Source organism: Lachnoanaerobaculum sp., from assembly GCF_057250505.1.
The window spans coordinates 12,433-26,962 of the sequence record NZ_DBHIEQ010000002.1 but is presented as its reverse complement, the minus strand read 5'-3'; the positions used below and the strand labels follow the sequence as shown (position 1 = coordinate 26,962).

Here is a 14,530-nt window from a genome sequence, read left to right as displayed (position 1 = left end):
ACAAAGTTGAAAAGAAAAATTTTAGTCGGTTTTTTGGCAGCGGTATGTCTTATGGGCTGCGGAATAAAGACAGAGAGCATAAGTGAAAATATAAAGATAAATCTTACAGATAATAAGCTTGGTTACAGCTATGCTCAGATGCTTATTCCGGCCGTTTCAGAGAGCCAAATTATTACAAATACATACAGTGCTTCAATATGGGACAGTTATATAGACAGAGATAAAAACATTACATACAAAGACAATTTTTATAATGATTTGAAGAATTACTATAAAGAACTTGTAGTGTTGAAAAAATTGGCGGAAAAAAATAACATCACACTTTCCGAATCACAAAAAAGTGAAGCACTTAAGCTTTCAAAGACATTTTATGATGAAAATGCGGCAAACAGTGAGGAGTTTAAGGGGCTAAGTCAGGAAGAGTGTGATAATGTTTTCTTGGACTATTTTTTGGTTATGAAGGTAAAAAAAGAGCTGATTGCAAAGAATGTAAAAGAAGTCAGTGAGAGTGAAGCAAGGATAATGGACTTTAATGTAATAGAGGTTTCGGACTACAATCTTGCTACAGACCTTCTGAACAGACTTAATAACGGTGAAAACTGTGTAAAACTTGCAACTCAGTTTTCACAAAATTCAGATATATCAAGGAGTGTGGAGCTTAATAATGAGCCTGAAGATATAAAGAGCGCACTCGGAGTTTTGGAAGACGGCGGTGTAAGCCCTATTCTTACAAACAAGGGAAAGTATATACTTTACAAATGTGTAAAGAGTAACGATGAAGAGGCAACAAAGAAAAATAAAGAGAAGATAAAAAATGAGAGAGAGTCCGCATATCTTTTGAATCTGTATAATGAGTTTGTAAAGTCAAATCCTATAGATATAAATGATTCGGAGTTTGACAAAGTATGTAAGAATGCATTCTTTACAATCTCGGGTAAGGATTTTTTTACACTCTGGGCGGAGGATAATAATGGAGGCCTTTGAGATTTTAGACGTAAAGGAGTTTACTAAAAAACTCTTTATGACGGATCTTTTTGACAAGTTCAGTGTTATAGAGGCGGAGTTTACAACCTTTGTGAAGTTTGATATCGGAGGCAAGTTAAACAAAGCTTACTTTGATGAAGTAGAGGAGAGAAGCTTTTGCACCTGGGGTGAGCTCAGACATATCTGCTTTGAGATTATCAAGGGAAAGAGGACTCCGACAGCCTTTAAATTGGTGCTGAAGTTCTCGGAAGAATTCAGTAAAAGATGGATTGGTGAAAATACCGCAAAGGATATAGAAGCCGATATGTATTTAAATATCAGGTATGCGGATAAGAAACTGGAGCTTATAAGCTCGTTTTCACCGAAGGCATTTTTACTTGAAAGAGATATACTGCATGTCTTTGATAATTATGTAAAAGATATGTTCAAAAGGATAAATATTACATTGGTAGAGAGTGGATCGGATAATGAAGGATAAGACAGTTCTTGAAATGTATCTTGAGGATATAAAGGCGATAAAAGAGATAGACGAAAAAGAGCTTAATGAGCTTAAAGCCGCTCTTTTACGTGGAGAAGAGAGTGTAAGAAACAGACTTATTGAAGGTCATATGATGTATGCTACAGGACTTATACGGCCGTTTATAGGTTGCGGTGAAGAGTTGAGTGATCTTATAAGTGAAAGTCATTTGGCACTTACCATGGCGGTTATGGAGTACAGTGAAGGTGATTTGAAATCTCAGATAAAATCAAAAGTTGAAAAGAGATTGCGTGAGATTGCGGATGAAGAAAAAGTAAAAAAAGACGCTTCAAATAAGCTTGCGGACAGAGTAAATGAACTTATGAACGTTTCAAGTGAGTTGGCAAAAGAGTATGGAAAAGAAGCAAGTGTTGAAGAGCTGGCAAAAAGGTTACAGATTCCAAAGGATGAAGTGGGGGAACTTTTGAAAATAAGTCTGAATGCAATTGATTTGGAAAAATTAAATTAGGAGATGGAAAAGCTATGGAAAGAAAGAATTTGATTGTAGGCCAGTCGGGAGGTCCTACAGCGGCTATCAATTCGTCACTGGCAGGAGTTTATGTCGGTGCAAAGGAACTTGAAATTAATACAGTATACGGTATGAGATACGGTATAGAGGGACTCTTAAAAGAAAATATAATAAACCTTGACGATACGCTTGAGTCGGAGCTTAATGTCGAACTTTTAAAGAGAACACCGAGTTCATATCTTGGCTCATGCAGATACAAATTGCCTGAGGTAAAAAAAGGCGATGAGGTTTATGAGAGAATTTTTGAAATACTTGATAAATACAATATCGGTATTTTCATATATATAGGCGGCAACGATTCAATGGACACTATAAAGAAGTTGTCGGACTATTCAAAGATAAACGGCAGTAAGATAAGATTTGTCGGAGTGCCGAAGACTATTGACAACGATCTGCCTGTAACGGATCACACTCCGGGATTTGGAAGTGCCGCAAAATATATTGCGACATCGGTTTCGGAGATAGTAAGAGACTCAAATGTATACGATTTAAAGAGTGTGACCTTTGTTGAGATAATGGGAAGAAATGCCGGTTGGCTTACTGCCGCATCGGCTTTAGCAAAGAATAAATTAAACGACGGACCCGATTTTATACTGCTGCCTGAGATAGGACTTGATTTAAAGAAATTTATCGGGATTTTATCAGACAAAATGCAGACAAAGGGCAATATAGTTGTAGCGGTTTCAGAAGGCATTAAGGACACAAACGGACATCATATCAGTGAGGACGAGTGCAATGTGGATGCATTCGGACATAAGATGCTTTCAGGAACAGCCGCTTTTTTGGCTAAAAAGATAAAAACTGAATTAGGTGTAAAGACCAGAGCTGTTGAGATAAATACTCTTCAAAGGGCTGCCGCACATCTTCAAAGTAAGACCGATATTGATGAGGCGTTTAATATCGGATTTTTGGGAGTGAAGGCGGGACTTGACGGTAACACGGGTGTCATGATGAACTTTGAAAGAGTGGAAGATTCTCCATATTTGTCTATTGTTAAAAAATGTGATATAAATTTAGTTGCAAATATTGAAAAGTGTATACCCGTAGAGTGGATAAGTGAGGACGGATTTTATGTGAATGAACATTTTATTCAGTATGCAAAACCGCTTATCATGGGCGAACTTTCAAATATTGTATGTGACGGTATACAAAGTCATATTAAAAGTTTATAGCATAAGGTTTTACAATTATAAGCTTAAAACCTGTTAATCATTTGCAGTTGTTTTTCTGGGGAATGGAGGAAAAATGGGCGTTAAAAGGATTTATGTAGAGAAGAAGAGAGATTTTGCCATCAGAGCAAAGGAACTTTTAAGTGAGCTTATGAATTATTGCGGCTTAAAAGCTCTCCTTGATGTAAGGGTTTTGGTCAGATATGATATTGAAAATATATCGGATAATGACTATAAAAAAAGCATCAATACGATTTTTTGTGAACCTCCGATTGATAATTGTTATGAGGACATCTTTCCACATAATGCCGGAGACTTTTTCTTTACTGTAGAGTATTTGCCGGGGCAGTTTGACCAAAGAGCGGATTCCGCTATACAGTGTGTGAAGCTTTTAGGAAGTGAAGACGGCATAGATATTCGTTCGGCAATCACCTATGTTTTCTCGGGAAACTTCAGTAGTGAGGATAAGGAGAAAATAAAAAATTACTGCATAAATCCTGTAGACTCAAGAATTGCAGATGAGTCGGTACCTAAAACTTTAAAGATTGACTTTGAAGTACCTGAAGACGTGGAGATAATTGACGGCTTTATAAATATGGATGAAAAGGCTTTAAGAGATTGCTATGAGAGCCTTTCATTGGCTATGACATTTGATGACTTTAAGTTTATACAAAATTATTTAAAAAACGACGAAAAAAGAGATCCCTCTATCACTGAGATACGAGTACTTGACACATATTGGTCAGATCACTGCAGACATACTACTTTTTCTACGGAGATTGGCTATGTGAACTTTGAGGAGGGATTTTTTAGCATACCTATAAAGGAGTCATATCAGAGGTATCTTGATGACAGAAAAGCTCTTTATCAAAATAAATCAGACAAGAAGATATGCCTTATGGACATTGCACTTTCGGCTATGAAAAAGCTGAAGGCTGACGGCATCCTTAATGATGTGGAGGAGACTGACGAGATAAACGCCTGCTCCATAGTTGCACCTATAGTTGTGGACGGTAAAAAAGAAGAGTGGCTTATCAATTTTAAGAATGAAACACATAATCACCCGACTGAGATTGAGCCTTTCGGCGGTGCCGCAACCTGTCTTGGAGGTGCAATAAGAGATCCTCTGTCAGGAAGAACCTATGTATATCAGGCTATGAGAATCACAGGAGCTGCCGACCCTACACTTCCTATTGAAAAGACCCTTGCAGGCAAGTTACCGCAAAGAAAGATAGTTACAGGAGCGGCACACGGCTATTCATCATACGGCAATCAGATAGGACTGGCTACAGGGTATGTAAAAGAGATATATCATCCGAACTATGTGGCAAAGAGAATGGAAATCGGTGCGGTGATGGGTGCCGCAAAGAGAGAAAATGTTATCAGAAAGACCTCGGATCCGGGAGATATCATAGTACTTCTTGGAGGAAGAACCGGAAGAGACGGTATCGGAGGTGCTACAGGTTCAAGTAAAGTACATAAGACCGATTCCATAGTTACGGCAGGCGCAGAGGTACAAAAAGGTAATGCACCTACAGAGAGAAAGATACAAAGACTCTTTAAAAGACCTGAAGTGACAAAACTTATAAAAAAATGTAACGACTTCGGAGCCGGAGGAGTATCTGTAGCAATAGGAGAACTTGCGGACGGACTTATTATAGATCTTGATAAGGTGCCTAAAAAGTACGCGGGACTTGACGGTACCGAGCTTGCAATCTCCGAATCACAAGAGAGAATGGCTGTAGTACTGGATCCTAAGTCTGTAGATGAATTTTGTAAATATGCAGAGGAAGAAAACCTTGAGACAAGTATTGTAGCAAAGGTGGTGGAAGAAAAAAGACTGCAAATGACTTGGAGAGGAAAGAAAATAGTAGATCTTTCAAGAGCGTTCCTTGATACAAACGGTGCAACCGCCACTACAAAGGTATATGTAAACACTCCAAGTGATGAAAATATCTTTGATAAGAGGGATGATAAATTACCTTTAAAGGAGAGATGGCTTAATACGGTCTGTGATTTGAATGTGGCATCACAAAAGGGACTTGTGGAGATGTTTGATGCAAGCATCGGAGGAAAGAGCGTATTGATGCCTTATGGAGGAAAATATCAGCTTTCAGAGACACAGAGCATGGTTGCAAAGTTGCCGCTTTTAAATGAAAAGAGCGATGCCGTAACCATTATGAGTTACGGATTTGATCCGTATTTATCAAGTTGGAGCCCTTATCACGGGGCAATGTATGCAATAGTCACTTCACTAAGCAAAATAGTAGCGGTAGGCGGTGACTACAGGAAGGTGCATTTTACTTTCCAGGAGTACTTTAGAAGGATGACAAGTGAAGCCACATGGGGAGAGCCTTTGGCGGCACTGCTTGGAGCATATGAAGCACAGATGAGACTTGGGCTTGCATCTATCGGAGGCAAGGACTCGATGTCCGGTACTTTCAATGAAATAAATGTGCCGCCTACACTGGTTTCATTTGCGGTGGCTGTGGGAGAAAATAAAAATATAATATCCACAGAGTTAAAGAAGGCGGGAAATAAGCTTTATTTACTTAGAGTAAAGAAAGATAAGTATAATCTTCCCGATTTTGAATATTTAAAGAAGCTCTATGAGTATGTTCAAAAAGAAATTAAGGCTGAAAATATAGTAAGCGCATTTGTAACGGAGCGAAACGGATGTGTTGAGGCAATCTCAAAGATGTGCTTCGGAAATATGCTGGGAGCAAATTCATCTGCGGATGAAGACACACTTTTTGCTCCTGAGTTTGGAAGCTTCCTTGTGGAATGTGAAAATGAACTTGATTTTGCAGATGCAATATACTTGGGTGAAGTTACAGACGAGCCTACATTGGTTGTGGGCGGAAGTGAAATTTCACTTGGTGAGGTGCTTGAAAGCTGGAAGAAGCCGCTTGAAAATGTATTCCCATCCGTACAAGAGCCTGATAACAAGGAGTGCGCGGAGGATAAGATATATAAAGCGGACAGTATTTATATAGCAAAAGAAAAGAATATGAAGCCGAGAGTATTTATACCTGTTATGCCGGGAACCAATTGCGAGTATGACTCTATCAGAGCCTTTAAAAGAGCAGGTGCGGTTGCAGAGGCTTTTGTATTCAGAAACAGTTCGCCTTTGGCTATAAATGAATCGGTTGAAAAGTACAGGGATGAGATAAGAAACTCTCAGATTATAATGTTCCCGGGAGGTTTCTCGGCAGGTGACGAACCTGACGGCTCGGCAAAGTTTTTTGCTACCGTGTTCAGAAATGAAATTTTGAAAAAAGAGATAGAAGATTTGCTTAACAGAGACGGACTTATACTTGGTATTTGCAACGGTTTCCAGACTCTTATAAAGCTTGGGCTTTTGCCTGACGGAGTGATAAAGGAGCAGGAGGATACTTCAGCCACACTTGCGACAAATACCATCGGCAGACATATTTCAAAGATGGCTTACCTTAAGGTAACAAGCGACAAATCACCTTGGCTTATGAATGCAAAACTTGGCGATATATATGCAAACCCTATTTCACACGGTGAGGGAAGATTTGTGGCAAGTGAGGCAAAGATAAAGGAACTCTTTGAAAACGGTCAGGTTGCTACAAGATATGTGGATCTCTCCGGAAATCCTACAATGGACGGCGAGTACAATCCTAACGGCTCATATGCCGCTATAGAAGGTATTACAAGTTTAGACGGCAGGATATATGGGAAAATGGCACATTCGGAGAGGAGAGAAGCAGGTGCATATATAAATGTTTTCAAAAAACAGGATTTGCAAATTTTTGAATCTGGTGTAAAATATTTCAGATAAAAAAATTTGGAGAAGATAATGATAAAAGTAGTAAAGTTTGGAGGCAGCTCACTTGCCAGCGCACATCAGTTCAAAAAAGTGGGAGATATAATAAAGTCAGACAAATCAAGAAGATTTGTTGTACCTTCAGCACCGGGTAAGAGAAACCCTAAAGATGAAAAGGTAACAGACCTTTTGTATGAGACATATGACCTTGCGGCAGAAGGTGGAGCATATAAGAAAAAATTTGAAAAGATTAAGGCAAGGTATGAAGAAATCATAGACGGTCTTTCACTCAATTTAAACCTTGACCATGAATTTGCAAAGATTGAGGAAGAGTTTTTAAATAAAGCGGGCAGAGAGTATGCCGCTTCAAGAGGTGAGTATTTAAACGGTCTTATTATGGCAAACTACCTCGGAGTGGAGTTTGTAGATCCTGCGGAGATGATATTTTTCTTTGAGGACGGTACATTTGACGCCGAAGCTACAAATGTCGAGGTTTCAGCAAGACTTGAAAAGGTAAGCAGAGCCATAATACCGGGATTTTACGGAAGCGACCACTCAGGAAAGATAAGAACTTTCTCAAGAGGAGGCTCGGACATCACAGGATCTATAGTTGCAAGAGGTATAAGAGCCGATTTGTATGAGAACTGGACAGATGTTTCAGGATTTTTGGTTGCGGACCCAAGAATCATACCAAATCCCGAGCCTATAGAGTCAATCACATACAAGGAGCTTAGAGAACTCGCGTATATGGGAGCTTCAGTGCTTCACGAGGATGCCATCTTCCCTGTAAGAAAAGAGGGTATCCCTATCAACATCAGAAACACAAACAAGCCTGACGACAAGGGTACAATGATTGTAGAGAGCACTTGTAAAAGTTCAAAGTTTACAATTACAGGTATTGCAGGTAAGAAGGGATTTTGTGCAATCAATGTGGATAAGGCTATGATGAACTCTGAGGTAGGTTTCTGCGCAAGAGTACTCAATGTATTTGCGGAGAACGACATATCTATAGAGCATATGCCTTCAGGTATAGATACAATGACTGTGCTTGTTCACCAGTCCGAGTTTGAGGAACATGAGCAGCAGATAGTTTCAGGTATACACAGAGCCGTAGCTCCGGATACTGTAGAGATGGAGTCGGGACTTGCGCTTATAGCCATAGTAGGTAGAGGAATGAAGGCAAACAGAGGTACTGCCGGAAGAATATTCTCGGCACTTGCACATGCAAGGGTCAATGTAAAGATGATAGATCAGGGTTCATCAGAGCTTAATATCATCGTAGGTGTCAAGGAGAACGACTTTGAAACAACTATAAAGGCTATATACGATATGTTTGTAAAATCGGTATCATAAAATGAGCAAAGTTGTAATAATAGGCGGAGGTGCAGCAGGAATGATAGCGGCATACTCCGCTGCTTTAACATCAAATAAGGTGATACTTTTAGAAAAAAATGAGAAACTTGGTAAAAAGCTGTATATTACAGGAAAGGGCAGATGCAATTTAACCAATGCATCCGATATGAATACTGTAATGGAAAATGTGGTAAGCAATAAAAGATTTTTATTCAGTGCTTTTAGAAATTTTACCAATGAAGATATAATGAACCTTGTAGAAAACAACGGCACCAAGCTGAAGGTGGAAAGAGGAAACAGAGTCTTTCCGGTCAGCGATCATTCATCGGATGTTATAAAGTCTGTTGAAAAGGCAATAAGAGATTTGGGTGTATATATAAGATTAAACGCCAAAGTTGATGAGCTTATAATAGAAAATAACAGATGTGTCGGTGTAATTGTAGGAAAAAATAAAATTACGGCGGACGCCGTAATAGTGGCTACAGGCGGAATGTCATATCAGACTACAGGCTCAGACGGAGACGGCTACAGGTTTGCAAAAGAAGCGGGGCTTAGTGTAAGTAAGCTCTACCCTTCACTGGTACCTTTCAATATTGAAGGTGAAAGAGTAAAAGCTTTACAGGGGCTTTCATTAAGAAATATTCATTTATACATCTACAACGACAAAAAAATTGTATATGATGAATTCGGTGAAATGCTTTTCACACATTTCGGCGTAAGCGGACCTGTGATAATATCGGCATCGGCGCTTATCGGAAACAAGGATATAAAAGGATACAGACTTTGTATTGACCTAAAGCCGGCACTTGATAATGAAAAGCTTGACGAGAGAATACTTAGAGATTTTGCCGAGCAAAAAAATAAGCAACTTAAAAATTCTCTAAACAAGCTCTTTCCTACAAAGCTTATAGACGAGGTAATATATCAGAGCAAAATAGATCCTGAAAAAAAGGTGAATTTGCTTACTAAAGAAGAAAGACACAGACTTGTAAACGCAACCAAAAACCTTGAGTTTAGGTTAAGCTCTACAAGAGGTTTTAACGAGGCCATCATAACAAAGGGCGGAGTGGAAGTATCACAAATAAATCCTAAGACTATGGAGTCAAAGAGTGTCAAGGGACTTTTCTTTGCAGGCGAAGTGCTTGACCTTGATGCCCTTACAGGCGGATATAATCTTCAGATAGCATGGTCAAGCGGATATGCGGCAGGAGAAGGAGCAGGCAATGTATAGTATAGCGATTGACGGACCGGCGGGAGCGGGAAAGTCGACTATAGCAAAGGCTCTCAGCAAAAAGCTGGGCTTTGTATATATAGACACCGGTGCAATGTATAGAGCGGTGGCACTTTTCTTTTTGGAAAACGGAATAAAGGAAAGTGACGATGACAGAATAGATAAGCTTTTATCTGACCTTGATATAAGTATAAAATATGTGGACGGCGAACAGAGAGTCTTTTTAAACAACACAGATGTAAGCTCTAAGCTAAGACAGGAAGAAATCGGCAAGTTTGCAAGTAAGTTCAGTGCCGTAAAACGTGTAAGAGAGAAGCTTGTAGCACTGCAAAGAAAGCTTGCCGAAAAAGAAAATGTAGTTATGGACGGTAGAGATATAGGTACGGTGGTGCTGCCGAAATCAAACCTTAAGATATATCTCAGTGCAAGTTCAAATGTCAGGGCAAGAAGAAGGTATCTTGAACTTATAGAAAAGGGCTTTGATAAGTCCACACTTAACGAAGGGAAAATAGAAGCCGAAATCATAAAAAGAGATGAGGCCGATATGAACAGAGAGATATCCCCTCTAAAGCAGGCTGATGATGCATATTATCTGGACACATCGGATATGACACTAAAAGAGGTCGTATCGAAAATACTTGATATGGTAAAAGAGGAAAGATGAAAGTAGAATTGGCGAAAAGTGCAGGATTTTGTTTCGGAGTTGAAAAGGCGGTAAATACCGTATATGAAGAAGCAAAAAAGGAAAATGAGATTGTATACACACTTGGACCGATTATTCACAATGAAGAAGTGGTAAAGGATATGAAAAGACGCGGTGTGGAGGCTGTGAAGATGGAAGATTTGGCCTCACTGCCAAAGGGCACAGTGATTATCCGTTCACATGGTGTGAGCAGAGATGTATACAATTTTGTAAAACAAAGCGGACATAGGGTTGTGGATGCCACATGCCCGTTTGTAAAAAAGATTCATGCCATAGTTTCCGTACAAAGCGGCAAATGTAAAACTGTGGTAATAATCGGAAACCCGGAGCACCCTGAAGTAATGGGAATTAAAGGCTGGGGTGATGAAAATACCTATGCTGTGGAAAATATCGAGCAGTTCATAAATTTAGACTTAAAAAAAGATGAAGAAATAATAATTGTGGCTCAAACGACATTTAATCATAAAAAATTTCAAGAAATCATTGATAAAATATCGCTTTTGGGTTATGATGTAATATGTTTTAATACGATTTGCAATGCAACACAGGAAAGACAAGCTGAGGCAAAAAAAATAGCATCAAATGTGGATGCCATGATAGTTATTGGAGACAAAAAAAGCTCCAATACAGGCAAGCTTGTGGAAATATGTCAGGAAGAATGTAAGAATACAGTATTTATTCAAACTCTTGAGGACCTAAATTATGATGCTTTACTTTCTGTGGATAGTGTAGGTATTACGGCAGGGGCTTCGACCCCAAAACATATCATTGAGGAGGTTCAAAATATTGTCAGATCTAAGTTTTGAACAAATGTTAGATGAGTCATTCAAGACTCTACACACTGGAGAAGTTGTCAACGGTAAGGTAATCAATGTTAAGGAAGATCAAATAATCCTTAATGTCGGTTTTAAGTCAGATGGTATCATCACAAGAAGTGAATATAGTAATGACAACAGTTTAGATTTAAGAACAGTTGTAAATGTCGGTGACGAGATGGAAGCTAAAGTCTTAAAGATAAACGACGGAGAAGGACAGGTTCTCCTTTCATACAAGAGATTGGCTCAGGATAGAGGTAATAAGAAGCTTGAGGACGCTTTCAACAACAAGGAAGTACTCACAGGTAAGGTAGTACAGGTAGTTGACGGTGGACTTAGTGTAGTTGTAGACGATGCAAGAGTGTTTATACCGGCATCACTTGTATCAGATACATTTGAAAGAGATTTATCTAAGTATAAAGATGCGGATATTGAATTCATTATTACAGAATTCAATCCGAGAAGAAGAAGAATTATCGGTGACAGAAAGCAGCTTCTTCTTGCTAAAAAAGAAGAGCAGAAGAAAGCTTTATTTGAGAAGATAACACCTGGTGATGTTATCGAAGGTACAGTAAAGAATGTTACAGACTTCGGTGCATTCGTAGACCTTGGCGGTGCTGACGGACTTTTACATATCTCAGAGATGAGCTGGGGCAGAGTGGAAAATCCTAAGAAAGTTTTCAAATCAGGAGATAAGGTAACAGCATTTATCAAAGATATCTCAGGTGAGAAGATTGCACTTTCTATGAAGTTCCCTGATCAGAACCCGTGGCTTGATGCTGAGGAGAAGTTTGCACGCGGTAATGTAGTTAAGGGAAGAGTCGCAAGAATGACTGACTTCGGTGCATTTGTTGAGATTTCAAACGGTGTTGATGCATTACTTCATGTATCACAGATTTCACACGACCATGTAGAGAAGCCTTCTGATGTACTTAAAGTAGGTGATGAAGTTGAGGCTGTTATCGTTGAGTTCAACGAGCCTGAGAAGAAGATATCACTCAGCATTAAGGCTTTGACACAGGCTAATGAAGAGCTTGAGAAAGAGAATGCAAGAAATTCCGAGCCTAAAGAGGAATAAAAGACAGTTTTTATAAGGTCGCAGGTGATTTCATCTGCGACTTTTTTTGACTTTTTTAAATAATAACAATAATAATATAGAGGAGATAAATGAAAAAATATATAAAGATAGTTTTTTGGTGCGCTCTGGCTCTTATTTTATGTTTGAGCTATGAGTGGATAAGCAATATTATATTTAATAAAATCAATTACCTGGACGTAAAATTCGGTATAATACCTGATGTACTCTTGCCGAGTATAAATGCGGTTGTAGACACATTCATATCTTTAGTGCTTATTGCCATATACCTTATTTTGGCAATTTTTATAGTAAAAAGACATGATGAAAGAGTGAAGATAGGACTGTTTAAGGGCATCATATTCGGAATAGTAATGGGATTTGCATTCTACGGTATAGCAGGTCTGTGGTTTGAGATAGTCGACAGATTTTTGGTGGTTATACCTTTTATAGCAAAGAATAACGAGTATTTTTCAGGAGTATATGACGACCTTGAATCTGGTGCATATATCTGGTCTTTACTCTCAATATCTATAGTAGGGCCGATTGTGGAAGAGATACTTTTCAGACTGCTTATATTCAACTCACTTGAGAGAGTGACAAAAAATCCTTGGTTTGCCATTATCGTATCAGGTGTGGCTTTCGGTGTATGGCATATGATATTTGTACAAAGTGTGTATACAGCCATTATGGGTTGCATTATGGGACTTATCTACTACAAGACAAGAAATATATTTGTAACAATGTTTATCCATATCTTTAACAACACTATAGGCAATCTGCCTGCCGCACTCAATACGGATTTGATAAACAATGCTATAACAGCTATATCATATATAATGATTATACCGGCTATAGTACTGTTGGTAGTTTTATGGAATACAAAGCCTGAGAAAAAAGAGTACAGACAAAGTTATTACAGCCTATGAAAAATATAACAATTATATCATTTACCGCAAAGGGTGGAGATATAAATACAAAACTGATTGATATTTTGAGTGAAGCGAATATATCGTCGTATACGCTAAAAAAGTATCTGTCGGATAACAGAATGAAGCCGCTTGAAGATCTTAAAGAGACTGTGAAGAAACATTTCAGTGATGATGCAATCATTTTTGTAGGAGCGACAGGGATAGCGGTAAGGAGTATAGCACCATATGTAAAGGATAAATTTTATGATCCTGCAGTACTTGTAATAGATGAACTCGGAAGGTATGTTATACCGCTGCTCTCAGGTCATGTGGGCGGAGCCAATGAATTGGCAAATTATATAGGAGGGGCATTATCTGCCGCTCCTATTATTACAACCGCAACAGATATCAACGGTACCTTTGCTGTAGATGTATTTGCAAAAAAACACAATCTTTTTATATCGTCAAGAAAACTTGCAAAGGACGTCAGTGCCACGCTGCTTGATAAAAAACCTGTCGACATTGACAGTGATATTGATACATTTGATGTAAAAGAGCTTAAGAAAAAACTTAATCCTGAGAATAAAGTTTGTGATATAAAAGTGAAGATAACGGACAGAATATATGATGACGGTGTCCTGACTTTAATACCTAAGGATTTGTACATAGGAGTGGGATGTAAAAAAGATACTGATGCATGTAAGCTTATAGATTTTGTAAATGAAGTTTTTATAAAAGAAGGTCTTGATATAAGAGCGGTAAAGTCTATAGGAAGCATTGATATAAAAAAAGATGAAGAGGCTATAAAAAGTCTTGCAAACAAACTTGATGTACCTTTTGTGACATTTAACAAGGATGAATTAAACTTGGTCAAAGGGGATTTTTATGAGTCAGAGTTTGTAAAAAAGGTTGTCGGAGTCGGCAATGTATGTGAAAGATCTGTTTGTATACAATGCAAGAACCTTATAGTAAAAAAGACGGCAAAAGACGGAATGACTGTTGCGATAGGACGAGAATAATATGGTATATTTGATAGCGGATAAAGATCTTGAAGGTCAGGAAAAGATAAAATATTATAAATGTTTTTTACAGGAATTATATCATGACGATGTGGAATGTATCATTGAAGACAACAGAGTTATAACTCCGCTTGGGCTTGAAGGTAAAGCCTTGGAAGAAAAGGGAAAAGAGATAAGAAAAAAACTCCCGGATGCCAAAGCGGTCTACCTTTGCAGAGAGGGAGAAGTTATAGTTTTAAAAGACAGCTTATAGCTTTATTTTAAAATATAAGACGGATTTTGAATTTTGTCTTGCGTAGAACTTAATATTTGGTTATGATACAAAGGTGTTATAGAAAAAACATTTGAGGTGTATTATGGTTACAGTCGCATTGGACGCAATGGGTGGAGATTATTCACCGGACGAAATAATAAAAGGGGCATTTGATGCC

13 protein-coding genes are annotated in these 14,530 nt (G+C 38.4%); all 13 read left to right on the top strand.

The annotated features are described in order from the left end of the window. The first annotated feature begins 6 nt into the window (after window positions 1-6). Window positions 7-984, top strand: coding sequence for a hypothetical protein (locus ACO6FI_RS01295; RefSeq protein ID WP_485455763.1), 978 nt, complete (start codon window positions 7-9; stop codon window positions 982-984). Further along, window positions 971-1,462, top strand: a complete 492-nt coding sequence (locus tag ACO6FI_RS01290; RefSeq protein WP_485455762.1) for a DUF5721 family protein — start codon at window positions 971-973, stop codon at window positions 1,460-1,462. Before ACO6FI_RS01295 ends, ACO6FI_RS01290 begins: the two co-directional genes overlap by 14 nt. Continuing rightward, on the top strand, window positions 1,452-1,970 hold the full coding sequence (locus ACO6FI_RS01285) for a sigma-70 domain-containing protein (RefSeq protein ID WP_485455761.1): 519 nt from the start codon (window positions 1,452-1,454) through the stop codon (window positions 1,968-1,970). Before ACO6FI_RS01290 ends, ACO6FI_RS01285 begins: the two co-directional genes overlap by 11 nt. A gap of 14 nt (window positions 1,971-1,984) precedes the next feature. Next, window positions 1,985-3,202: a 6-phosphofructokinase gene (locus ACO6FI_RS01280; protein ID WP_485455760.1), complete on the top strand. Its 1,218-nt coding sequence runs from the start codon at window positions 1,985-1,987 to the stop codon at window positions 3,200-3,202. 73 nt (window positions 3,203-3,275) lie between these two features. Further along, window positions 3,276-7,007, top strand: a complete 3,732-nt coding sequence (locus ACO6FI_RS01275; RefSeq protein WP_485455759.1) for a phosphoribosylformylglycinamidine synthase — start codon at window positions 3,276-3,278, stop codon at window positions 7,005-7,007. Between the two features lie 18 nt (window positions 7,008-7,025). After that, entirely contained in the window at window positions 7,026-8,345 is a 1,320-nt protein-coding gene (locus tag ACO6FI_RS01270; protein ID WP_485455758.1) for an aspartate kinase, read from the top strand. 1 nt (window position 8,346) lies between these two features. After that, on the top strand, window positions 8,347-9,576 hold the full coding sequence (locus tag ACO6FI_RS01265) for a BaiN/RdsA family NAD(P)/FAD-dependent oxidoreductase (RefSeq protein ID WP_485455757.1): 1,230 nt from the start codon (window positions 8,347-8,349) through the stop codon (window positions 9,574-9,576). Beyond that, window positions 9,569-10,240, top strand: coding sequence for a (d)CMP kinase (cmk, locus tag ACO6FI_RS01260; RefSeq protein ID WP_485455756.1), 672 nt, complete (start codon window positions 9,569-9,571; stop codon window positions 10,238-10,240). Before ACO6FI_RS01265 ends, cmk begins: the two co-directional genes overlap by 8 nt. After that, window positions 10,237-11,085 carry a 4-hydroxy-3-methylbut-2-enyl diphosphate reductase gene (gene ispH / locus ACO6FI_RS01255; protein WP_485455755.1) on the top strand — a complete coding sequence of 283 codons (849 nt, stop codon included), beginning with the start codon at window positions 10,237-10,239 and terminating at the stop codon, window positions 11,083-11,085. Before cmk ends, ispH begins: the two co-directional genes overlap by 4 nt. Continuing rightward, a complete protein-coding gene (rpsA, locus tag ACO6FI_RS01250; RefSeq protein WP_485455754.1) occupies window positions 11,066-12,172 on the top strand; it encodes a 30S ribosomal protein S1 in 1,107 nt (368 codons plus the stop codon). The genes ispH and rpsA overlap by 20 nt, the downstream gene beginning before the upstream one ends. An 89-nt stretch (window positions 12,173-12,261) precedes the next feature. Then, a complete protein-coding gene (locus ACO6FI_RS01245; protein ID WP_485455753.1) occupies window positions 12,262-13,098 on the top strand; it encodes a CPBP family intramembrane glutamic endopeptidase in 837 nt (278 codons plus the stop codon). Next, window positions 13,095-14,099 carry a cobalt-precorrin 5A hydrolase gene (locus ACO6FI_RS01240; RefSeq protein WP_485455752.1) on the top strand — a complete coding sequence of 335 codons (1,005 nt, stop codon included), beginning with the start codon at window positions 13,095-13,097 and terminating at the stop codon, window positions 14,097-14,099. Before ACO6FI_RS01245 ends, ACO6FI_RS01240 begins: the two co-directional genes overlap by 4 nt. Window position 14,100: 1 nt before the next feature. Beyond that, a complete protein-coding gene (locus tag ACO6FI_RS01235; protein WP_314610505.1) occupies window positions 14,101-14,352 on the top strand; it encodes a hypothetical protein in 252 nt (83 codons plus the stop codon). Window positions 14,353-14,530 lie beyond the last annotated feature (178 nt).

Excerpts from the sequence above, each read along its gene's own strand:
- ispH (WP_485455755.1), top strand. The coding sequence starts at position 10,237 with ATGAAAGTAGAATTGGCGAAAAGTGCAGGATTTTGTTTCGGAGTTGAA.
- ACO6FI_RS01245 (WP_485455753.1), top strand. The coding sequence starts at position 12,262 with ATGAAAAAATATATAAAGATAGTTTTTTGGTGCGCTCTGGCTCTTATT.
- ACO6FI_RS01240 (WP_485455752.1), top strand. The coding sequence starts at position 13,095 with ATGAAAAATATAACAATTATATCATTTACCGCAAAGGGTGGAGATATA.
- ACO6FI_RS01275 (WP_485455759.1), top strand. The coding sequence starts at position 3,276 with ATGGGCGTTAAAAGGATTTATGTAGAGAAGAAGAGAGATTTTGCCATC.
- ACO6FI_RS01285 (WP_485455761.1), top strand. The coding sequence starts at position 1,452 with ATGAAGGATAAGACAGTTCTTGAAATGTATCTTGAGGATATAAAGGCG.
- ACO6FI_RS01270 (WP_485455758.1), top strand. The coding sequence starts at position 7,026 with ATGATAAAAGTAGTAAAGTTTGGAGGCAGCTCACTTGCCAGCGCACAT.
- ACO6FI_RS01235 (WP_314610505.1), top strand. The coding sequence starts at position 14,101 with ATGGTATATTTGATAGCGGATAAAGATCTTGAAGGTCAGGAAAAGATA.
- ACO6FI_RS01290 (WP_485455762.1), top strand. The coding sequence starts at position 971 with ATGGAGGCCTTTGAGATTTTAGACGTAAAGGAGTTTACTAAAAAACTC.
- ACO6FI_RS01280 (WP_485455760.1), top strand. The coding sequence starts at position 1,985 with ATGGAAAGAAAGAATTTGATTGTAGGCCAGTCGGGAGGTCCTACAGCG.
- ACO6FI_RS01265 (WP_485455757.1), top strand. The coding sequence starts at position 8,347 with ATGAGCAAAGTTGTAATAATAGGCGGAGGTGCAGCAGGAATGATAGCG.
- cmk (WP_485455756.1), top strand. The coding sequence starts at position 9,569 with ATGTATAGTATAGCGATTGACGGACCGGCGGGAGCGGGAAAGTCGACT.